The following is a 21,336-nucleotide window of genomic DNA, read 5'->3' as shown; positions in this document are numbered from 1 at the left end:
CGAGGTGATTCTCCTCTTGTCCACGTGTCTTCACCGTTGGACATGGACGTCGGCGGATCGGTCAGGCAAAATGGACGGTGATGCGTGATCGGGGAGGGCGAGGATGTATCGCTGTCAATGGGCAGGCACGCGACCGCTGTACGTTCGATATCACGACGAGGAGTGGGGTGTACCCCAGTTGGAAGACCGCGCCCTGTTCGAGTTCCTGACGCTCGAAGCGGCACAGGCTGGGCTGCAGTGGTATCTTATCTTGGCGCGGAGGGAAGCGTATCGGCAGGCGTTCGCGGATTTCCAACCTGAGGTCGTGGCACGCTACGGTCAAGAAGACGTGGAGCGCCTTTTGGCCCCGTCGTCCCAAATCATCCGCAACAAGGCGAAGGTCGAGGCTGCGGTTCACAACGCCAGGGTCTTCCTGGAAGTTCAGGCCAAGCACGGGTCTTTCGCGCGATGGCTGTGGGGTTTTGTGGATGGCAAACCGGAAGTCCACGCGTTCCAGCGCGAAGAGGACGTGCCAGCCACCAGTCCGTTGGCCGAGCGCGTGAGCCGGGAGATGCGCTCGCTCGGCTTTCGGTTTGTGGGGCCTGTGATGGTCTACGCCTATCTGCAGGCTGTGGGCGTGGTCATGGACCACGTGGTGCCGTGCTTTCGATACGACGCGCTGCGCGCGCTGGCGGAGTCCATGGGATGACGGACAAGAGCGAGCCTGTCGCTCAGGCGCGTTTGACCATCGCGCCACAAAAATGGTACTATAAAAATGCAAGTAAGTACCTTGGGGGGTATTCCAATGGCCACGATGACGTTGACTGACGCCAACTTTCAAGAGGCGATTCAAGGCGATAAACCCGTGCTGGTGGACTTCTGGGCGGCTTGGTGTGGTCCTTGCCGCATGATGGCGCCGGTGCTCGAGGAATTCGCCGAGGCCCACGCGGACAAGGTGACCGTCGCCAAGTTGAACGTCGACGAGAACCCGGAAATTACGAGCCAGTTCGGCATCATGAGCATTCCGACGCTCATCCTGTTCAAGTCCGGCCGCCCCGTCAAGCAGCTCATCGGCTATCAGCCGAAGGAACAGCTCGAGGCGCAGCTGGCGGACGTCCTTCAATAAGGGAGAGCGCAGGCCATGACATCTGAGGCTAGCCAGGGCGCCGGCTTGGAGCTGGCCACCTTCGCCGGAGGATGCTTTTGGTGCATGGTGAAGCCGTTTGACACGTGGCCGGGGGTGGTGTCGGTCACCTCCGGCTACACGGGCGGCCATGTCCCAAACCCGACCTACGAGCAGGTCTGTTCTGGGACGACGGGCCACGTGGAAGCCGTGCAAATCCAGTATGATCCGCGCCAGATCAGCTATCAGCAGTTGCTCGATATCTTCTGGCGGCAGATCGACCCGACTGATCCCGGCGGGCAATTTTACGACCGAGGGCCGTCCTACAAGACGGCCATTTTCTACCACAGCGAGGAACAGCGCCGCCTGGCCGAGGCGTCCAAGGCTCAGCTGGAAGCCTCGGGCCGCTTCGACAAGCCGATCGTCACGGAGATCCTGCCAGCCGGACCATTCTATCCGGCGGAGGCGTATCACCAGGATTTCTACCGCAAGCAGCCGCTCCATTACGAGCGCTATCGCCGTGCGTCGGGCCGAGATGCGTTTATCGCGGCGCACTGGGAGCAGCGCTAACGCTGGGCTCCGCGGTTTCTCCTGGGGTGAGAACGGTTAAAAAGACACGGTCACCTTGCCAAACCGTGCGAACGGGGACGTGAAACACGCGCGAAAGCACGTCATCCGTGAGCACGGTTCTTTTTTCGCCGCACGCCGCCACACGGCCACCCTCGAGTGCAAGCACGTGCGTGATGGCGGGCAAAATCTCTTCAATGTGATGCGTGACATACAAGAGCGCTGGGGCGTCAGGGCCTTTTGCCATGGCGTCCAGCGAATTCAGTACATCCTCGCGCGCCCTGACGTCAAGAGCCGTGCACGGTTCGTCGAGGATGAGCAGCGCGGGTTCCGACATGAGCGCGCGCGCAATGAGCACCCGCTGCTTTTCCCCCTGTGAGAGGGTGTGAAACGGACGGGAGCCCAGATGACGAAGGCCGAGTTTCTCCGCGAGCGCATGCGCCCGCTCCCAGTGTTCAGGTTCGAGTCTCTCCCACAAACCGATGGAGGAGAAGGTCCCACTGGCAATCACGTCGATCACCGGATCGCTGCCGGCATCCCTCTCGACCCGCTGCAGCAGGGCGTAGCTCACCCACCCGATTCGCTTGCGCACTTCGCGCACGTCCACCCTGCCATACCGCTGGCCCAACACGCATACTTGGCCGCGCGTCGGCCATTGATAAGCGGTGATCATCTGCAACAGTGACGTCTTGCCTGAGCCATTCAGTCCGATGAGCGCCCAATGTTGGCCTTCCTGAACCTCGAATGACACACCATCCAGAATGGTCTGTTGATTTCGAATCCATGTTACGTCCGAAACGGAGAGAATCGCCATGCCTGCCGCCTCCTTGCTGTCTCTTGATTGTAGCATGGAACCACGTCGTCTCCTAGCCCATGCGGTTCTCGTAAGCCCATCGGCTTCGGAGGGCAGGCTTTCACGTGCGATTCACCGTTTGCTTGCATCCCGACACGTCTCACTTCCGCGGGGCAGGGCCGGGGCTCGCGGCTGCGCACCTCTAGTCTGGGCGCGTATCACCGCCGCGCCGCACGGCAGCCGTATGGGATGTCGCAGTCGGCATTGCACCTGGGCCAGCCTCGGCGGGAGTCAACCGGCGAAAAGCAAACCAGCCGCGATGCGCACATCGCGGCCGGTGGAGCGTTGGAAGCTCATGGTCTGTCGTCGCGTCAGGCGGACTTCGTCGCCTCAATCTCGAGCTCAATCTTCACTTCGTCGCTCACGAGCACGCCGCCCGTCTCGAGCGCCGCATTCCAAGTGAGGCCGAAGTCCTTGCGGTTGATCTTCGTTTGCGCTGTGAAACCAGCCACCTCTTGGCCCCACGGGTTTTTGCCCATGCCTTCATACGTCACGTGGAAGGTGACCGGCTTGGTGACGTCGCGAATCGTCAAATCCCCGGTCATGTCGTACGTGTTGGGGCCCGTTTTGACCACTTTGGTCGCCTTGAACGTCATATGGGGATACTTTTCCACGTCGAAGAAGTCCGCGCCCCGCAGGTGGTTGTCCCTGTTCTCGTCGCGCGTGTCGATGCTCGCCACATCGACCGTGAAGTCGATCTCGGCGGTGGTCAAATCCTCTGGGTCAGCGACAACCGTCGCCGAAAAGTTCTTGAAGTGGCCGCGAACCGTGGTGAACATCATGTGTTTGACGCTGAAACCAATCGTGCTATGGCTGGGATCGACATTCCAAGTGACCTTGGCCATGGACCATTCCTACCTCCCGGAAAGTGAAAGTGCGCTCACTCACGAGCGTTTCTTGCCTGCTCTTATTATTCATCAGTGATGAAAAAATGATAAGTAGGAACATCGAAGTGCTTTGGTATACTGGAGGTAACTTACCCACCGGGAAAGGCAGGCGTTCATTGAATGTCGTCTGGCCATGTAGGGAACGAACCCTGTTCGGCTGTCTCCACGCTTCAGGTGTTGAGCGGCAAATGGAAGTGGCTCATTCTGTACCACCTGTTTCAACATCCTTCGCTCAGGTTCTCCGAGCTCATGCGGAAGATACCTGGCATCACGCAGCGCGTGCTCACGAAACAGCTGCGCGAGCTCGAAGAGGAGGGCATCGTCGAGCGAACGGTGTATCCAGAGGTGCCGCCCCGCGTGGAGTACGCCATTACCGCGTATGGACAGTCGCTGCGGCCCATCCTCGATATGATGCATGCGTGGGGGCTCGAGCATCTGCGCCGCAAAACGGAGCGCGCAACGCATCCGAGCGAACGGTGACGGGGCGGTGGGGCGCTTCGTCACGCCGGATCGCGCGTGCGGAATGAGACGGAGGCTCTGCGGGCATACGGGAGAAGGAGGGGTCCCTGGGTGCGCGTGGTGGTGCGCGGCGAGATCGCCGGTCGCGCGACGGACGTAATCGCAGAGGACGGGTGGATCACCCGTGTCGGCGATGCGGGGGCGGGTGAGCTCACGGGCGCTCGTCTGATCGACACGTGTGGAAGGTTGTTGCCGGGTTTTGTCGACGTGCACGTGCACGGAGGCGGCGGCGCCGATACGATGGACGCGTCGATGGATGCGTTTGAACAAATCGCCCGGACACACGCTCGGCATGGAACCACGTCGCTCGTCCTGACGACGTTCGCCGCTCCGGACGAAGCCATCCTAAAAACGCTGTCGGCGTGGAGGCCGCCGACAGACTGGCAGGGGGCCGACGTGCTCGGTTTCCATCTGGAGGGACCTTTCCTTCATCCGGCGAGGCGCGGTGCGCATCCCGCGGGCCATCTGCGCGAGCCGGCGCCTCAGGCTCTGCGGGCGTACGCTGGAGCGGGCCCCGTTCGGATGATCACGTTGGCGCCGGAGCTCCCGGGTGCCACCGATGTGGTTCGCCTAGCTCGCGCCATGGGCATCGTCGTATCCCTGGGGCACTCCAACGCCGCCTATGACGAGGCGATGCGAGGCTTCGATTGCGGCGCACAAAGTGTCACCCATCTGTTCAATGCCATGACCGGGATGGACCATCGTCAGCCAGGCCTGGCCGCTGCCGCGCTGTCCCGGGCAGACGTGTGGGTTGAACTGATTCTGGATGGCATTCACGTCCACCCGGAGGTTGCGCGCCTCGCGCTTCGCCTCAAGGGGCGTCACGGCGTGATGCTCGTGACCGACGCCGTGTCCGTCGTGGACATGCCCGAGGGTCGTTATGCGTTCGCGGGCGCCGAGATCGTGTACCATCGCGGGGAGGTTCGCCGCTTGGATGGAACGCTCGCGGGCAGTGCGCTGACCTTGGAGCGCGCCGTGCAAGTCGGCCTCACGCACGGCGTCTTTCGGCCTGAAGACGTCCCTAACGTGGCGGCTGGCAACGCCGCTCGTCTGTTAGGCGAGCGCCGCGGGCAACTCGCGCCGGGGTACCGGGCGGACCTTGTGGCGCTGGCGCCCGATGGCGCCGTGACCCACACCATCGTCGGTGGACGGCTCGTACACTGCGCGTAGGCGCCGAGCAAAGCGTTCTGAGCGTCGCGCCATTCGGCCCACGGATCGCCAGCCCTCGCGAAATGAAGGCTGCGATGATACAATGTACATAATCTCTATCGGTTTAATCTATATATCCCGGCGATCTCGCCAGATCGCCCGGCTCAGGAGGCTTGTTGATGTCAGTGACAGAGAAGGAACGAGACGACGTGTTGGAACACCTTGTGCCGTCGGACGAGGCCGCGGACGCGCGGCGAGCTTGGGCTGGTCTCAAAGCGGTGCAACTCGACGAGATCGCCGTATCGGATTTGTATCAAATCGGAATCGGCGCGTTTTCGCCGCTCGATGGGTTTGTGTCGGAAGACGACTATCGCGCGATTGTCGAAACCATGCGGCTTAGCACAGGCCACATCTGGTCGATTCCGGTGGCCCTCCCTGTGACCGAGGACGTGGCGCGCACGCTGCGCCTGGATGAACAAGTCGCGCTTGTGCGGCCGGATGGGGTGATTTGTGGGCGCATGACCATTCGCCACATGTACCGCCCGAACCTCGACCACGAGGCGCTGCAGGTCTACCGCACGCAGGACACCGAGCACCCCGGCGTCCGGCGGTTGTACGAGCGCGGAGGCGTCTATCTGGGCGGACCCGTCGAGGTGCTGCCAGATGAACGCGTCGACGAGTTCACGCCCTATGCGTTCACACCTCGGCAGACGCGCGCGGCCTTTTGCGAGCGCGGGTGGCGAACCATTGTCGGCTTCCAGACGCGCAACCCCGTCCACCGAGCGCACGAGTACATTCAGAAGGTCGCGCTCGAAATCGTGGACGGGTTGTTCCTGAATCCGCTCGTCGGGCCGACGAAAGCAGACGATGTTCCGGCGGATGTGCGCCTGCGCGCCTATCAGGCGATCCTGCAGCACTACTATCCCACGGACCGCGTGTTCTTCGGTGTGTACAAGGCGGCGATGCGCTACGCCGGTCCGCGCGAGGCTGTGATGCACGCGCTCGTCCGGCGCAACTTTGGTTGCACCCACTTTATCGTCGGGCGCGATCACGCGGGCGTCGGCAACTATTACGGCACGTTTGATGCGCAGCGCATCTTCGATCAGTTCGATGTCGCGGAACTCGGCATCACGCCCTTGTTCTTCGACAACGCGTTCTACTGCCGCAAGTGCCAGGGGATGGCCACGGCGAAGACCTGCCCGCACGGCGATGACGATCACGTCACGCTCTCGGGCACCAAGGTGCGCCAGATGCTGCGCGAAGGCATTGCGCCTCCCCCGGAATTCAGCCGGCCGGAGGTCGTCCAAGTTCTCATGGAGTATTACTCGAAACAGGCTTAAACTAAGGAGTAGGCTAGCTTGGCCGATTCTGAGTGCGCTTGGAGGCTTGTCGTGATGACCGAACGACCGCTCCTGAGTCTGGACGAACACCTGTGCTTCGCCGTCTACGCGTGCGCCCGCGAGACCATGCGTCTGTATCGATCGTTTCTTGAGCCGCATGGCCTCACCTTTCCCCAGTACATGGTCTTGGTCGCGCTGTATGAGTTGGGCGCATGCACGGTGAAGGCGCTCGGGGAGCGGCTGTACCTCGACTCGGGCACGCTCACGCCCCTCTTGAAGCGAATGCAGGAGAGCGGGCTGGTCGACCGGCGGCGCGACATCGAAGACGAGCGCAAAATGTGTGTCTCCTTGACCGACAAGGGTCGGGCGCTCCGCGAACAGCTCGGCGAAGTGCCCGAGTGCGTGAAGGAACAAATTGTCGGGTTGCGCGACGAGGAGGTTGCCGACCTTCGGGCCCAGGTTCGCGCACTCTTGGAGCGGATTCACCTCGCCAACGAGCGGCTGTCTGGAGAATGAGTGGGGTGGCGCGCCGGGTGCGGCAGGCCGATGCGCGCGGTGCGCGTCTCGGCTGCGCACGCGAACGCCATCTCTTCACATCCATACGGCGCGAGCATTCGAGCGTCGCCGACGCGAGCTTCGGCAGGTTGAACCACCCAGGGCTTGTGCACCACGCGCGTCTCCACGACGACGCCAAACGCCGTGGCGAAGAGCGTATATCGGTTGAGCAACCACGCGTCGAGCGAGCCCTCCATGGGTTCGTACCATGGCATCCGGTGCCCGGCTCGCCGAAAGCCGACGGATAGAGAGGCTTTGTCGCCGGTGCGGCTCACGACGCCCACCGCGAGATGTTCCCTGTCTTCGAGAACGGCCATCTCCGCCCGTTCAAAAGGCAAGGCGTACGTGAGTCGGCCGAGCTGTGCGGGCCACGCGCGACTGGTGTCGAGGCGGAGAAAATACACGCCAGGTGTTGCGCCGCATCGCACATACGTGCGAAGATTCAGCTGCCAGAACCGGCGCATGCCGCGGACGGCCGGCATCCCGCGCAGGCGAAACGGATCGACCGCGAACAACACGGCGCTGACGTACGCATGGCCGTCGAAGAGATCCAGCTGCAGCTTGTTCGGAACGTGGCGCGCCAGCTTGTTCGGGTCCGCCCGCCAATGGACCATCATCATGTCGCGCCATGTCTGCTCCACGCACCATGCTCCTCGCATCATCCGGCCCCTCCCTCTTGGGTATCGTGTGCCTTGGGCCGCGGGACATCACCAGCAAGTTTTGCTAACATGAAAGGCGAAGCGAGGTGTGCTCGTTGACACCCTCCTACCGAGGTCGATTTGCGCCGAGCCCAACCGGCTATCTTCACGTCGGCAACGCGTGGGTTGCGCTTCTCGCCTGGCTGGACGCCCGGCGACACCATGGCGCGTTTGTCCTGCGCATGGAAGATCTCGACGAGGGGCGATCGCGTCAGGCGTATCGAGACGCCATCCTGGAGGATTTGCGCTGGCTCGGCATCGATTGGGACGAAGGCCCAGACGTGGGCGGGCCGTATGCGCCGTACGAGCAGCGCATGCGCGGGGCGTGGTACGAGGCCGCGCTCGCGCGCCTGTCTGAGGCCGGCGACGTCTATCCCTGCTTCTGTGCGCGCGCCCGCGTGTTGTCCATCGCATCGGCGCCCCAAGGATTGTTTGCGGAAGAGCCCCGTTACGATGGCCGTTGTTTCCGGCTCTCGGACGCCGAGCGCGCGCATCTCGCCGCCTCGAAGTCGCCGTCGCAGCGGATGCACGTGTCGGCGTCGGCCACGGTGACCCTCGAGGATCGCGTCTTGGGCCGCGCGACCGCACGCCCAGCGGAAGGCGGGGACTTCGTCGTCCGCCGCGCGGATGGGGTGATGGCCTATCACCTGGCCGTGGTCGTCGACGATCACGCCATGGGCATCACGGACGTGGTTCGCGGTGCCGATCTGTTCCCATCCGCGTTCCGCCAAGCGTACCTCGCCGAGCGCCTCGGCTTTCGCACGCCGCGGTACGCCCATGTTCCGCTTGTCGTGGATCAAGAGGGGCGCAGGTTGGCCAAGCGCCATGGCGATCTGTCGCTTCGGGCGCTCCGGGAGGCCGGCGTGCCGAGCCCCCGGCTTGTGGGCCTGTTGCTTTGGCTCGCGGGCCAGACGGATCGCCCCGAGCCCGTGCGGCCGGCGGACGCGGTATCGTCGCTCGATCTCGCCCGCGTCCCGCGCGAACCGGTCGTGTGGCGAGACACCTACGCGGGTCTCATCGGTGCGAATGCGCCGTGATCGGCCAGGAAACGCTGTGCAGTGAAACGTCATGCGGGAGGATGAAACCGTGAGCCAATCGAGCGAAGTGGGGAAGACGCATCTGTTCATTGACGGTGACTGGGAAGAGGCGGCGCGGCATGTGGATTTGAGGAGTCCCTACAGCGGGGAGTTGCTCGCCAAGGTCGGTTACGCCTCGCCAGAACAGGCGGCGCGCGCCATTGAGGTGGCTGCGCGGGCTCAGCGGTCGTTTCGGAAGGTGCCGGCCTGGCAGCGCGCGCAGATCCTGCGGAAGGTGGCGGACATCATCGCGGACCGGAAGGAGGAGCTCGCGGAGACCATCGCGCGCGAGGCGGCCAAGCCCATCCGGGCGGCGCGTCAGGAGATCGACCGCACGGTGGAGACCTACCGCTTCTCCGCGGAGGCGGCGAAGTCGATCCACGGCGAGACGGTGCCCATGGACGCAGCGCCGCGCGGAGAGAATCACGTCGCCTTTACGCGCTGGGAGCCGCTTGGCGTTGTGACGGCCATCACGCCGTTCAACTTTCCGATGAACCTCGTCGCGCACAAGGTGGGCCCGGCCATTGCGGCAGGCAACGCGATTGTCCTGAAGCCCGCGGAGCAGACCCCCCTGTCGTCGCTCGTGTTGGGGCACATCTTCCAGGACGCCGGGCTTCCGTCCGGGGTGCTGAATATCATTCCGGGCGATGGCAAGGAGCTGAGCGAGGTTTTGACGACGCATCCAGACGTCGCGTTTGTCACGTTCACGGGCAGCCCGGCGGTCGGCAAGATCATCCGCCAACAGGCGGGGCTGCGGCGCGTGACGCTTGAGCTTGGCTCGAACTCGCCGCTCGTGATCGACGACGGCTTCAGCGAGCGAGACCTCGACAAACTGGCGGCCGAGATCGTCCAGGGCGGCTTTTCGTACAACGGGCAGGTGTGCATCTCCATCCAGCGCGTCTACATCCACGACGCCGTCTATGACGAGCTGGTGTCGCGCATCGTGCAGGGCGTGAAGGCGCTGAAGCTGGGCGATCCTCTGGACGAGGCGACGGACGTGTCGGCGCTCATCAACGAGCAGGCGGGCGCAAGGCTCAAGGCGTGGCTCGAGGAGGCGGTGGATCGCGGTGCACAGGTGCTGACGGGCGGGCGCATCGAGGGGAACCGGATGGAGCCGACGGTGGTCACGGGCGTGCCGTTGGACGCCAAGCTGTGCACGGAGGAAGCGTTCGGGCCCATTCTGCTGGTGGAGCGCGTTTCCAGCTTCGAAAAAGGCCTGGAACTCGCCAATCGGAGCAAGTTCGGGCTCAACGCCGGCGTGTTCACGCGGCGGCTGGATCACGCGATGCTCGCCATCGACGCCGTGCAGGCGGGCGCAGTGCTGATCAATCAGGTGCCGACCTACCGCGTGGATCACATGCCATACGGCGGTGTGAAAGAAAGCGGCGTGGGTCGTGAGGGCGTGCTGTACGCGATGTACGACATGATGGAGCGAAAGCTCGCGGCCATCCGCACGAGCTTTTGACGCGTGAGGGAGAGAAGGGCCTCGCGAGAAAAGCCCCGCGCACGGGCAGGCTGCGCGGGGCTTCGCGTTTGCGGCGATTCAGTAGGCGCCGCGGATGTGCGGCAGCACCTCGTCTTCATAGAAGCGGCGCAGGCGCGCCCGCTCTTCAGCGGAGAACGAGGGTACGTCGATCGCGGCGAGATTGTCTTCGACCTGGCGGCGGTTTTTGAAGCCCGGAATGGCGCACGTCACCGCTTCGTTGTCCAGGATCCAACGAAGCGCAGCGCGTGTCATGTTGCCCCGGCCCTCGCCGATCCAGCGCAGCTTGTCTGCCAGCTCCACGCCCTTGGCGAAGCCCAGGCCGGCGAACGTCTCTCCGACGTTGAACTGCTCGCCGTTCTCGTTAAACGAGCGGTGATCATCCGGCTCGAACCGATGGTCTGGGGTGAACTTCCCGGTCAGAAGCCCGCTGGCGAGGGGGAGCCGCGCCAAAATCCCCACGCCTTGGGCTTGGGCTTTCGGCAGGAGTTCTTCCTCAGGCTTTTGCCGAAAAACATTGTAAATGACTTGCAGTGCGCGCACACCGGGGTCGCGAAGGCAGAGGAGCCCCTCTTCCACGGTTTCGACGCTCACGCCGTAGTATCGAATTTTGCCTTCCGCTTGGAGCTTGCCGAGCACCTCGAAGACGGCGCCGTCGCGCAGAATGTCGATCGGCGGGCAGTGAATTTGATAAAGATCCACGAAATCACGGCGCGGCCTGCGCAGACTGCCCTCGAGATACCGGCGAACGGACGGTTCGCTGTAGGTCGCGGGATCGTGAATGTCACCGGCTCGGCAGAACTTCGTGGCGATATAGATGTCGTGCTTTCGGCTTTCAGTCGCTTTGGCCAGCAGCTCTTCACTTCGGCCGTCGCCGTACACGTCGGCCGTGTCAAAGAAGTTCACCCCTGCGTCGATGGCCGCCGCGAGGCCGTCGAGGGCATCGCGCTCGTCCACGCGGCCCCACGCGCCGCCGATGGCCCAGGTGCCGAAGCTGATCTCACTCACCTGGAGATCTCCAAGTTTGCGGTACTTCATCAGGTCTCCTCCTCACGAATGCGCTTTCGATCCATCCGTGCATACGCCACAAGGCGCGGGCTCGCCTTGCGGCCGACCGCCGCCTGGCCGAGCGGTGGCCCGAGCGGCGGCCCAGCCGAGCTCAGCGCCCAGGCCGCGCCAGCAAGTAGTAAATGGGCTGCCCCTGCTGTCGGAACTTCGCCTCGTACTCCGTCTGGACGTACTTGCCGGACAGCGTTGGCCCAGGCGTGCCCGGGGCAAAGCCGCGATCGATCTCGGCAATCTCCCAGCCACTCGTCCGGAACGACTCCACCGACCACTCGAAAAACTCTCGGTTGTCCGTCTTCTGCTCAAGCCACGCCTCGGGAAGCATCCAGCGCGCGTACCACGCGAGCTTGTCTGGCGCCGTCAGGCGGCGCTTGTGGTGGCGCTTTTTCGGCCATGGATCGGAAAAGTTGAGATACATCCACGCGACTTTGGGCTCGGTCCACAACGGTCCAAACTGTTCCACGTCGCCGACGACGAACCCGAGGTTCGCGAGTCCGTCCACGGCTGCCCCGTAGGCCGCCTTCGCGGCGACCGGCAACACGCGGTCGATCCCGACGAAGCGCATCTCAGGGTGCAGGCGGGCCATTTGTCGAATGAAGCCGCCGCGGCCACAACCCATCTCGAGCGCGATAGGCTCTTGCAGGGCTTGATACCAAGCGAGCGGATCGCCTCGATACGCGTCAAACAGATGCTCATGGCCAACCTCGAGCCATTTCTCCAGGCGATGCCCGGTGCGAAAGCGCATCTTGTCTCCCTCATTTCTCGCTCGATGGTACAAAACACGAAGGGCATTCTGCAAGGTGCGTGACGCCCGCATCCATGGGCTGGTACAATAAGGGGCAAAGGGGGCTGTTCGCATGGGCGAAGCGCTGCTTGTCGTCGATATGTCGAACGACTTTGTGCACGACGAGGGTACGTTGACCGTGGGCAAGCCCGCCCAGGCCATCGTCCCCTACATTGTGTCCCTCGCAGACCGCATGCTCGCGTCGGGCGGCATTGTCGCCATCTGCATGGACGAGCACGATCCCGACGACCGCCATTTTCGCGACTGGCCGCCGCACAACGTGCGGGGCACCTGGGGGCAGAAGTTGTATGGCGATCTCGCCTCATGGTACGAGCGCCACGAGGGCGACGCCAACGTCTGGTACGTCCCGAAGCGAAGCTACAACGCGTTTCACGGGACCGGCCTCGGCGAGCGCCTCCGCGCGCGAGGGGTCGAAACCGTCCACGTCTGCGGCGTGTGCACCGATATCTGCGACTTTCTGACGGTGGCGGGCGCGTACGACGAGGGGCTGCATGCCGTGGTGCACAGGCAAGGGTGTGCCACGTTCACGCAACTGGGAGACATCTTCTTAGAGCACATGCAGCGGCTGTTTCACGCCGAGATCGCCTGATGGGTCATGCAAGCGGCTGCCAGGTGTCTCCGGCGTCCAGAGACGCGAAGAAACTCGGCGTGAGGTGGGCGTCGAGCGCTGTCAGGAACAGCGCGCTCGGCGTCGGCGCGGATAGGCTCAGCGAGACCGCGTCCGCCACGCTCGCCGGGAGGCCAGTGGCCGCTTGCGAGTACCAGGTCTGGCCGCCATCCGGGCTCACCAGCCAGGTCTGTTGGCCGGACTTGTCTTCGAGCACGCCGAGATCGCCCGCAGGCGAGGCGCACATGGCCTCGAGGTTGTCCACGCCGATCTCGGCCACGTCCCAGTTCGATCCGTAGACAGCGTTCAGAATCAAAAGTTGAGACGCGGAACCCAGCTGGACCGATACGGCGAGCTCGAGCGCTTCGCCGGGCCCTGAGACCGCCAGTTCCACGGACGGGGGCGCGGTGATCCCGCTCGGCAGGTGGATCGAGGTTGGCTGCCAGTGCAGGCCGCCGTCGTTCGTCTCGACGACGTCGACCGTCTTTTCCACGTCGTCCACCACGGCCATGAGGCCCGTCTTGCCATTCGGCGCAAAGCTCATCCACGTGCGCACGCCGTTGTGCGGGAGATCGCCCGTGGAGGAGGCTACCAGTTGCCAACTGTTCCCGCCGTTGTCCGTTCGATACAGGTACTTGGCCGCTACGCCGCCGTATCCCGAGCCCTCAAACAGCATCCAGCCAAGCCGGCCGGCCATCCATTGGCCAGCGGCGAACTGCACCGCTCCCGCGGGCAGCGATAGAGACGCCGCGCGCCAGTGGCGACCTCCATCTTTGGTGATCCACACGTGCGCCGCGTTCCCGCTCAGCGCAACGAGCGACCACATGCTCGGGGAGTCGAACACGGCCGCCACGGCGTGCGCGCCTCCCGGGCCATACGTGGCGATCTCGTCTTTCGGGAGCGACGGCAGAGGCGCAGCTTTCCACGTATGACCGCCGTCGGCTGTCTGGTACATGACAAAGCGCGCGCCGCGATAGCCCCACAAAAAGCCGGTGTGGGCGGTGAGCATATTCAAGTGCGCGTCCACGATGCGCGGCATGGCCGCGAGCGCGGAGACGTCCAGGGTGGCTTGGGAAGCGAGCCGGCTGGTGCTGGCGACGGATGCCTGACCGCCCGACGCCGGACGGTGTGCGCGGTCCGCGTGCGCGGGGGAGGGACGCGCCGCGCCACAGCCCGAAAGCCCCAGTTCCAACATGCACACGACCGTCGCCATGCCAAGCCTGGCGAGCGCTTGCCGGCGCATGCTCGTCCTCCTTTCGCGCCGCAGATGCCGCGGACGATCACGTCGCGATCGAGCATCTCGGCCCAGGGTGATCTATCATGAACAATAGGCGCTTCGCAGCCGGAACACAAGCCGAATCGTCATCACGATGAAGGGTGGAACGAACATACACCATGCTGCCGCTCGGACCCTGGTTGACTGCCCTTTGCGCCGCAGGTTGCGTCGCGCATCTCGCGCTTTCGTCCCCTGTCGCGAACGACATCCACGACGTGCAGCGAAGCGAGCGCACCGCGGCAGTTGGCGCCGCCTCGGATGAGCGAGCGCCGGGCCTTTTGGTGGCCCTCGGCGACTCGATTACGTATGGCTACCATCTCGGCAACCCTCGTCAGCCTTCGCCGTACGCATTTCCCTATCTCATGGCGAAGCAGGAGGGCTTGCATGCCCTCGATCTCGGCGTTCCTGGTTGGACGTCCGCGGATTTGCTGCATGCGCTCGAGACGGATCGCGCCATGCAGGCCGACGTGGCACAGGCCCAGGTCATCACCGTCGACATCGGCAGCAACGACCTCCTGCTCCCGGCGCTGGCCATGTTGCCCGCAGGCGCCGACTGGGCGCGCGTCACACCGACGACGGCCCAGGCAAAACAGCTCTCCTCCGAGCTGGCGGCGGGCATCCAGGACGTGCAGAAGAACCTCGCGTCCATCTTGCGCATGCTTCACCAGGACAACCCGCGGGCGACCGTCATTGTCTATGATCTCTACAATCCTTTTCCCGCCTCCGACAAGTGGCTGCATCAGACGGCAGAAGCAGCCATTGTCGCGGCCAATGCGGCCATCGCGGCCGACGCTCTGCCTGCGGGCGATCCCGTCGCCGACGCTTACGACGCGCTGACCCAGCCGTCCCAGGACATCCTGCCCCACGATGTCCATCCGACCGTGCTCGGTCAGCGCCTCTTGGCTGAAGCTGGCGAACAGGCGCTTGCCATGGCGCCCATGGTGAAGGCGGCCGCCACGCCCCAGGGGCGAAACAGCCTTTTGCAGTGGCTCGGCGATCAACTGGCGTCGGGCGCGTGGTGAGACGGAGTCAGAGACACAAAAAGAAGACAAGAGAAGCTGGAGGGGGATTCTGTGAACTCGGATGTGGAGATGATGACGAACACCGCGGTCGAGGCACCGCGCTCGTTCGGCGAGCGGTTTCGCCTCGCCGCGCTCTTGGGCAGCCTCACGGCGATTGCCCCGCTGTCCATCGATATGTATCTGCCCGCGCTGCCGTCGATGGCGCGCGATCTGCACGCCGCGACGTCCGTCGCGCAGCTGAGCCTCACGGCTTGTCTTTTGGGCTTGGCCGTCGGCCAGCTGTTTGCTGGGCCTTTAAGCGACGCGCTTGGGCGGAAACGGCCCCTCCTCGTCGGCCTGGGTCTGTATCTGCTCGCCTCGTTTGCCTGTGGCGTGATGCCAAGCGCATGGGGACTTGTCGCCATTCGCGTGGTGCAGGGCTTGTGCGGTTCGGCGGCCATTGTGATCGCCCGGGCCATCGCGCGGGACCTGTTTAGCGGCAGCGAGCTGACGCGTTTTTTCTCCATGCTCATGTTGGTCAACGGCGTCGCGCCCATCCTCGCGCCGGTCATCGGCGGCCAATTGCTCCGGTTCACCACGTGGCGCGGGGTGTTTCTCATCCTCGGCTGCGTCGCCCTGGCGCTTTGGATCTGGTGCTTCGCTGGGCTCAGGGAGACCCTGGAACACGAGCGTAGAAACCGCGGAGGGCTGGGAGGCGCGCTGAACGCGTTTCACATCCTGTTGCGCGATCCCGTCTTTGTCACCTACGCGTTTTCGCAGGGACTCGTGTCTGCCGCGATGTTTGGCTACATCTCGGGTTCGCCCTTTGTGCTGCAGGACATTTACGGGCTGTCGCCGCAGGCGTACAGCGCATGTTTCGCGGCGAACGGCATCGGCATCGTCATCGCGTCGCAGCTCGCGGGACAGTTGGCTCGGCGGGTCGACGGCCGCAGGATTTTCCTCGCAGGCGTTTTGCTCGCTGCGGCCGGCGGGATCGCCTTGCTCGCCAGTGTCACGCTCGGATTCGGGCTCGTCGGCATTCTGCCGTCGCTGTTTATCCTGGTGTCGTGCGTCGGGATCGTGAGCACCCTAGGATCGTCACTCGCGATGCAACATCACGCGCGCCAGGCGGGGAGCGCCGCCGGACTCATCGGCGTGGCGCAGCTCCTCCTGGGCTCGTTGGCCACGCCGCTCGTCGGCTTAGGCGGAGCCCATGACAGCCTGCCCATGGGCGTGGTCATCGCCGTCGCAGACGTCGGCGCCCTCGTGTGGTACGCCATCGGGTCCGTCGCGGCGGCCCGTACGCAGAAGGGGGAGGTCTGATGAGCGAAGCCGGGACACCTCGGCGAAGAGCGCTCGATCCCTACGAGGAGGAGCGACAACACCTTGAACGCGTCCAGGACGTCATCCGCCAGGCGCTCGCATCCGGCCCGCGGATGCCCGTGCGCGATGAGGACGACGAGGACGCGGACGAAGCGCTGACCGCCGACGTCGTCGCGGACGTCGCGGTCGCGGAGATGGCAGAGCAAAGGCGCCATCAGCTTCGCCGAGCGATGCGCGAGCCCTACTTCGGCCGGATCGACTTTCAGCCAGAGGGCGAGTCGCCCCTGAAGCTGTACATCGGCAAGCAAGGCCTGGATCACCCCTCGACGGGCGAGCGCGTGGTCCTCGATTGGCGCGCGCCCGCGGCGAGTGTGTTTTACTCGTTCAACGGCCAAGGCGACGAGGCGCGCTACGAAGCGCCCGGTGGAGAGGTGCGCGGGACAGTGTCGCTCAAGCGCAACATCGTCGTGCGAGATGGCGATCTCGTCCGCGTCGTGGACAGCTACGTGAAGGGCCAGACGCAAGCAGGCGCGGTCGACGAGTTTTTGCTCTATCGGCTGGCGGACGCCAAGGACAGCCGCCTCCACGACATCGTCGCGACCATCCAGGCCGAGCAGAACGAAGTGATTCGCGCGGACAAAAACGTCCCCATCCTCATCCAGGGCGTGGCCGGAAGTGGAAAGACGACCGTCGCCCTGCACCGGCTCGCGTACCTCCTGTATCAAGATCCAGACAAGCTGCGCGCGGATCGGATGGTCATCTTTGCGCCTTCGGCGATGTTCGTCGATTACATCTCGGAGGTGTTGCCGGAGCTCGGCGTCGGGGACGTGCAACAGACCACGTTTGCCGCCTTCGCGCTTCGCGTGTTGGACTACGTGGTGCTTCTCGGCGATCCCGCCAAACGGCTGCGCGAGCGGTTTGCGCTGCGCCCGTCCCCTGCGTACGAGCAACTGCGGCGGGAGATTGAGCTGAAGGGCCGCGTGGAGACCGTCGACGCGCTGGAGGCGTTCCTGCGCGACATCGAAAAGGATATGGTGCCCGCATGTGACGTGCCGTCGCCGGTTGGCCCGCCCATCCCCGCGGAAACCGTGAGACGATGGTTTCACACCGAGTATGCGCGGTATCCTGTGCGCCAGCGGCGGGATCGCGTGTTGGCCCGCGTGAAGCGCCAGTGGGAGATGCAGGCCAAGCAGGCGGGGAAGGCGGACCGGGCGACGAAGCGACAGATGCAGACGCTGGCTCGAGAGTATGAGCGCGCGTGGCCGGACTTGGAACCGCTCCCCATTTACGAGGCGTTTCTCGCGCGCCATCCGGGATTGTCGCTCGCCTCTATTCAGCGCCCGGCGAAGTATGGGGCCCGCCCGCTCGTCGAGCCCGAGGACTTGCCGCTTTTGCTCGTCATTCATCGCTGGCTACACGGTGTCGATGCGCGGGACGTGTTTCAACATGTCGTGATCGACGAAGCCCAGGACTTCTCCCCCGCGCACATTCGGGTATTGCAGGCGTACTGCCCGAGTTTGTCCTTCACCATTCTCGGGGACTTGTCGCAGAGCATTCACAGCGAGGCGGGGTTTCGGGACTGGGAGGAGGTGCGAGCGCTGTTTCCAGAGTGCCGGTACGTGGAGATGTCGGTCTCGTATCGCTCGACGCACGAGATCGTGACCTTTGCCAACCGCATCCTGGAGCCGTTCCACCCAAAGGTCCTGGCCACGCCCGTATTTCGAAGCGGCGACCCCGTCATCGTCGAGCCCGTCGCCTGGGAGCATCGCTTTGAACGGCTCGTCGAGCGGTTGTCGGAGGAGAACCATCGCGCGACGACCATCGCGGTCCTCACGCGCACCGAGGAGGATGCGCACGTCTATCATCAGATGTGCTTGGAGTCTGGGCTCGATGCGCACCTGCTCACCGCGGCGCAGACGCAGTACGAGGGCGGAATCAGCGTTGTGCCGGTCTACCTCGCGAAGGGACTCGAATTCGACAGCGTCATCGTCGTCGATGCGGATGCGTCTCACTACGGCGCCAACGAGCGCGATGCGAAGCTGTTATACGTGGGATGCACGCGTGCGTTGCATCGCTTGAGGCTGTATTACTGCGATCGCCCTTCTCCCTTGATTGCGTGGGCCGTGGCGAACTAAGTTCTTGTCTTTTTGGCGCTGAAACAGGATGTTTCGGCGCCTCGATTTCGCAAACAAGCGCCAAAAAAGACAAGAACGATGGGATTTACGACTCCCCGGATGGTAGACGTTCTTTTATAATGTTTTGAGAGAAACCGTTTTCATTCCTCGTGGGGCGCGAGGGGAGGGCTAACGTGAGCGTGCGCATGCCAAAAAAGACAAGTGGACCATCCTCGCTGCACGCTATCCGCGAAGTTCGCACCAGTTGGCCGTCTGTCACGTGGGACGTGCTGCAGCAACATCCGGTGGAACTCGATTTTCAAGAGGTGAAGAGGGCGCTCGACGGCGTGCGGGATCGCCAGGCCTGGATGGTCGTGACCGTTCGCAGTTCGCGCGTCGTACCCATTTACCCGTTTTTGGCGCAAATTCAATCGGCAGGTTTCGATTGCGTGCATCTTGTGTCGTGTGACGCAGCCGCGTATGTGATGACGCTCGCCGCACATCATCCGGAGCGCGCCATGGAGGGCTTCGAGGCTGCACTCGCCCGGTTGGCGGCGGACCGGACGCTTGTCGGCGTGAGTGCCGCGTCGGACGAGCGAGATGTCGCGCGCTGGTGGCAGGCGCTCATGGAGGCCACCAACGCTTTGCATTGGAACGTGTTTGAGGCCTGTGCTTTCTCACAGGGGCGATTCGAACTCGCACCGTTAAACGACGAGGAGAGAATGCGGCTCATCGCGCGAGCCGTCATGCAGCTCGGGGATCGCGGCTACGAAGGCATTGCATCGGTCGTGGAGGATCTGTTCTCGCAGTTGGCGGAACGGCCTGCGAAGCTCGAGGACGTGGCCGAGCTGTGCGGACAGTTGATCATGGCCGCCGTGGGCCAGCGGCAGGCCGACGGGCGGGATCGCATGCTGCAGATCCCGACCTCCACCCGCCAGTGGCTTCGCTTCGTAGCAGAAAAGTGCCCGAAGTGGTGGGACTGGCGCGACGAACTCAAGCACGCGCTCACCGTGGTCCTTGGACGTGAAGAGGCGGGGCGCACGGCGCACAGCGCGCAGATTGGCCAAGTCATCGAAATGATCGAACGGCACTACGATTCTGACCTGGATGTCGCCACGCTCGCCAGCCGGGTGTACCTGAGCCCGAGCTACCTCTCCAAGCGGTTCAAAAGCGAGACGGGCATGACCATCCGCGAGTTCATTGTCCAGACGCGCTTGAACAAGGCGAAAGACCTCTTGTTGCGCGACTTTCATCTCAAGGCGTATGAGGTGGGTGCGCACGTGGGTTACCCGGATCCCACCTATTTCAACAAGCTGTTCAAGCGGCAGGTGGGGCTCACGCCCAAGGCTTTTCGCGATCGCGCCATGCGGCAAGTCCGCGGATTGAAGCAGGAAGATTCACGTTCTTCTTCATGACGGATCGGCACGGCCGCCGGGCAGGACACACGGCCTGTCCAGGCGGCTTTTTTGCGCCTTTTTGCGCGAGGATCACGCCTTGCGCGGAAGGCGGAGGCTCATGGCGAGCACGAGCGCCCCAAGGCAGGCGAGGACCACCGCAAGCACGTGCAACTCGGCGGTCGTGAGGCGCGCGCCAAACAGGAATCCAAGCACCACCGTGGACAAGATCGTTCCCATGTAGCGCGACATCTGAAAGAGGCCGGATGCCGTGCTGATGACTTCGCGAGGGCTGGTGCGAAAGAGCGCGGTCTGCAGGCCGACGTTGTTAAATCCGTTGGAAAGCCCGAGGACGGACAGGACGACGCACAGCCACCCCACCGGAGACTTCGTGTGCAGGGTGAGCAACAACAGGCTGCCGGCCGTCATGAAGACCGCGGCAAGGATGAGCGGCGGGCGCGATCCACTTCGGGCCACCCAACGCCCCGTGACGGGTGCGGTGATCAGGCTGAAACCTGCGACCGTGAGCATGATGAGCCCCGTCTCCTGGGAGCCGAAGCCGCGGACCTCCTGCAGGTAGGTGGGCATGCCGAAGAAGATGGAGTAGAAGATGATGTTCACCGTGGTGAACTGGATCAGCACCCACGTGAGCGGCATGTACTGCTTAAAAAAGCGGAGGCTCAAAAACGGGCTGTGCGCGGTGTGCTCTCTCCATCCGAACGTTGCAAACGCCGCGACGCCACAGGCCAGTGCCCACCACGTCGGCCGATCCGTGAGAGACAGCAGGAACACAAGGGACGTCGCGATCGCGACAATGAAAAGCGCAATGCCTGGCAGGTCGATCTCGCGCAGCACTTCTCGGACGGATTGGCGTTCCCCTTTCGGAGGATTGGGCAGGACAAAGAGGGCGAGTACGAAGCTCGCGACGACAAACGGAAAGTTGACGAGGAAAATGCCCTTCCAATCGAGGTAGTTCATGATCACGCCGCCGATGGACGGGCCAAACGCGGCCGCTCCGGAGGAAAACACGGAGAGAAACGCGAGCGCCTGTGCTTGCCTGTCGGTGATGACGTTTCGCACAATCCCCATGCCGGCGGGATAGATGGCTCCGCTCCCGAACGACTGAATGAGCCGAAAGACGACGAGCCACGTGAAGGACGGTGCAAAAGGCGCCAGGGCGCAGGAGAGGGTGACGAGCAACAAGCCAAGCAGAAACAAGGGTTTTCGGCCGAGGAGATCGGCCACCTTGCCCATGATCGGTTGGGCCACGGCACTCGCCAGGTAGTAGGACGAGATGAGCCACGACGCCGTGGTAAAATGAACGTGAAACACGTGTTCGAACTTCGCCATCGCCACGGAGATCATGGATGAGTTCAGCGGGTTCAACAGCACGCCGAGGGCTATGGTCACGAGAAACAGGGCGCGTCGGCCGCCGCGCGGCTCTTTGAAGGGCATCGTCATGGTGGACATGGCAGTTCCTCCTCGTTCGCTCCGGTTGAATTATACGCTTCTCGAAACATGT

21 protein-coding genes are annotated in these 21,336 nt (G+C 63.7%); 14 read left to right on the top strand and 7 right to left on the bottom strand.

What is annotated here, in order from left to right; genetic code table 11:
• Nucleotides 1-103: 103 nt before the first annotated feature.
• From BW934_RS06695 to msrA, 3 genes are all read left to right on the top strand, one after another.
• Complete coding sequence (locus BW934_RS06695) at nt 104-688, top strand: DNA-3-methyladenine glycosylase I (RefSeq protein ID WP_076346383.1); 585 nt, start codon at nt 104-106, stop codon at nt 686-688.
• A gap of 96 nt (nt 689-784) precedes the next feature.
• Nucleotides 785-1,105 (top strand): thioredoxin, encoded by a 321-nt coding sequence (trxA, locus tag BW934_RS06690; RefSeq protein WP_076346381.1) that lies wholly within the window; start codon nt 785-787, stop codon nt 1,103-1,105.
• 15 nt (nt 1,106-1,120) lie between these two features.
• Nucleotides 1,121-1,672, top strand: a complete 552-nt coding sequence (msrA, locus tag BW934_RS06685; RefSeq protein WP_076346379.1) for a peptide-methionine (S)-S-oxide reductase MsrA — start codon at nt 1,121-1,123, stop codon at nt 1,670-1,672.
• Here msrA and BW934_RS06680 read toward each other — a convergent pair.
• Nucleotides 1,644-2,483 carry an ABC transporter ATP-binding protein gene (locus tag BW934_RS06680; protein ID WP_076346377.1) on the bottom strand — a complete coding sequence of 280 codons (840 nt, stop codon included), beginning with the start codon at nt 2,481-2,483 and terminating at the stop codon, nt 1,644-1,646. The genes msrA and BW934_RS06680 overlap by 29 nt on opposite strands.
• A 350-nt stretch (nt 2,484-2,833) precedes the next feature.
• Entirely contained in the window at nt 2,834-3,367 is a 534-nt protein-coding gene (locus BW934_RS06675; RefSeq protein WP_076346375.1) for a YceI family protein, read from the bottom strand.
• A 162-nt stretch (nt 3,368-3,529) separates the two neighbouring features.
• Here BW934_RS06675 and BW934_RS06670 point away from each other — a divergent pair, with 162 nt between their 5' ends.
• The 4 genes from BW934_RS06670 to BW934_RS06655 all read left to right on the top strand — a co-directional run bounded on the left by BW934_RS06670 (nt 3,530) and on the right by BW934_RS06655 (nt 6,933).
• Entirely contained in the window at nt 3,530-3,889 is a 360-nt protein-coding gene (locus tag BW934_RS06670) for a winged helix-turn-helix transcriptional regulator (protein WP_076346373.1), read from the top strand.
• A gap of 90 nt (nt 3,890-3,979) precedes the next feature.
• On the top strand, nt 3,980-5,098 hold the full coding sequence (gene nagA / locus BW934_RS06665; protein ID WP_076346371.1) for an N-acetylglucosamine-6-phosphate deacetylase: 1,119 nt from the start codon (nt 3,980-3,982) through the stop codon (nt 5,096-5,098).
• Between the two features lie 158 nt (nt 5,099-5,256).
• A complete protein-coding gene (gene sat / locus BW934_RS06660) occupies nt 5,257-6,417 on the top strand; it encodes a sulfate adenylyltransferase (RefSeq protein ID WP_076346369.1) in 1,161 nt (386 codons plus the stop codon).
• Nucleotides 6,418-6,471: 54 nt separating this feature from the next.
• The gene (locus tag BW934_RS06655; protein ID WP_076346464.1) at nt 6,472-6,933 is read left to right on the top strand and encodes a MarR family winged helix-turn-helix transcriptional regulator; all 462 of its coding nucleotides are present in this window, start codon (nt 6,472-6,474) and stop codon (nt 6,931-6,933) included.
• Here the strand turns inward: BW934_RS06655 and BW934_RS06650 are convergent.
• On the bottom strand, nt 6,900-7,613 hold the full coding sequence (locus BW934_RS06650; RefSeq protein WP_234969645.1) for a YqjF family protein: 714 nt from the start codon (nt 7,611-7,613) through the stop codon (nt 6,900-6,902). The genes BW934_RS06655 and BW934_RS06650 overlap by 34 nt on opposite strands.
• A gap of 113 nt (nt 7,614-7,726) precedes the next feature.
• Here BW934_RS06650 and gluQRS point away from each other — a divergent pair, with 113 nt between their 5' ends.
• Nucleotides 7,727-8,707 (top strand): tRNA glutamyl-Q(34) synthetase GluQRS, encoded by a 981-nt coding sequence (gene gluQRS, locus BW934_RS06645; RefSeq protein WP_076346367.1) that lies wholly within the window; start codon nt 7,727-7,729, stop codon nt 8,705-8,707.
• Between the two features lie 49 nt (nt 8,708-8,756).
• Complete coding sequence (locus BW934_RS06640) at nt 8,757-10,211, top strand: aldehyde dehydrogenase family protein (RefSeq protein ID WP_076346365.1); 1,455 nt, start codon at nt 8,757-8,759, stop codon at nt 10,209-10,211.
• A gap of 78 nt (nt 10,212-10,289) precedes the next feature.
• Here BW934_RS06640 and BW934_RS06635 read toward each other — a convergent pair whose 3' ends face one another.
• Together BW934_RS06635 and trmB are read right to left on the bottom strand one after the other, a co-directional pair.
• Nucleotides 10,290-11,267: an aldo/keto reductase gene (locus BW934_RS06635; protein WP_076346363.1), complete on the bottom strand. Its 978-nt coding sequence runs from the start codon at nt 11,265-11,267 to the stop codon at nt 10,290-10,292.
• 121 nt (nt 11,268-11,388) lie between these two features.
• Nucleotides 11,389-12,039: a tRNA (guanosine(46)-N7)-methyltransferase TrmB gene (gene trmB, locus BW934_RS06630; RefSeq protein WP_076346361.1), complete on the bottom strand. Its 651-nt coding sequence runs from the start codon at nt 12,037-12,039 to the stop codon at nt 11,389-11,391.
• Between the two features lie 112 nt (nt 12,040-12,151).
• On the opposite strand from trmB, the gene BW934_RS06625 reads away from it, so the two are divergent.
• Complete coding sequence (locus BW934_RS06625) at nt 12,152-12,688, top strand: cysteine hydrolase family protein (protein WP_076346359.1); 537 nt, start codon at nt 12,152-12,154, stop codon at nt 12,686-12,688.
• Between the two features lie 4 nt (nt 12,689-12,692).
• Here BW934_RS06625 and BW934_RS06620 read toward each other — a convergent pair whose 3' ends face one another.
• Entirely contained in the window at nt 12,693-13,949 is a 1,257-nt protein-coding gene (locus BW934_RS06620) for a WD40/YVTN/BNR-like repeat-containing protein (RefSeq protein ID WP_076346357.1), read from the bottom strand.
• Nucleotides 13,950-14,083: 134 nt separating this feature from the next.
• On the opposite strand from BW934_RS06620, the gene BW934_RS06615 reads away from it, so the two are divergent.
• The 4 genes from BW934_RS06615 to BW934_RS06600 all read left to right on the top strand — a co-directional run bounded on the left by BW934_RS06615 (nt 14,084) and on the right by BW934_RS06600 (nt 19,835).
• Nucleotides 14,084-15,004 (top strand): SGNH/GDSL hydrolase family protein, encoded by a 921-nt coding sequence (locus tag BW934_RS06615; protein ID WP_234969644.1) that lies wholly within the window; start codon nt 14,084-14,086, stop codon nt 15,002-15,004.
• A 51-nt stretch (nt 15,005-15,055) separates the two neighbouring features.
• A complete protein-coding gene (locus BW934_RS06610; protein WP_076346353.1) occupies nt 15,056-16,306 on the top strand; it encodes a multidrug effflux MFS transporter in 1,251 nt (416 codons plus the stop codon).
• A complete protein-coding gene (locus BW934_RS06605; RefSeq protein WP_076346351.1) occupies nt 16,306-18,441 on the top strand; it encodes a HelD family protein in 2,136 nt (711 codons plus the stop codon). Before BW934_RS06610 ends, BW934_RS06605 begins: the two co-directional genes overlap by 1 nt.
• Nucleotides 18,442-18,614: 173 nt before the next feature.
• On the top strand, nt 18,615-19,835 hold the full coding sequence (locus BW934_RS06600) for a helix-turn-helix transcriptional regulator (protein WP_076346349.1): 1,221 nt from the start codon (nt 18,615-18,617) through the stop codon (nt 19,833-19,835).
• 72 nt (nt 19,836-19,907) lie between these two features.
• Here the strand turns inward: BW934_RS06600 and BW934_RS06595 are convergent, their stop codons facing one another.
• Nucleotides 19,908-21,284 (bottom strand): MFS transporter, encoded by a 1,377-nt coding sequence (locus tag BW934_RS06595; protein WP_076346347.1) that lies wholly within the window; start codon nt 21,282-21,284, stop codon nt 19,908-19,910.
• Between the last annotated feature and the right edge of the window lie 52 nt (nt 21,285-21,336).

Source organism: Alicyclobacillus vulcanalis, from assembly GCF_900156755.1.
Lineage (GTDB): Bacteria > Bacillota > Bacilli > Alicyclobacillales > Alicyclobacillaceae > Alicyclobacillus > Alicyclobacillus vulcanalis.
The sequence above is the reverse complement of the archived record's forward strand: the minus strand, read 5'-3'. Positions and strand labels throughout refer to the sequence as shown.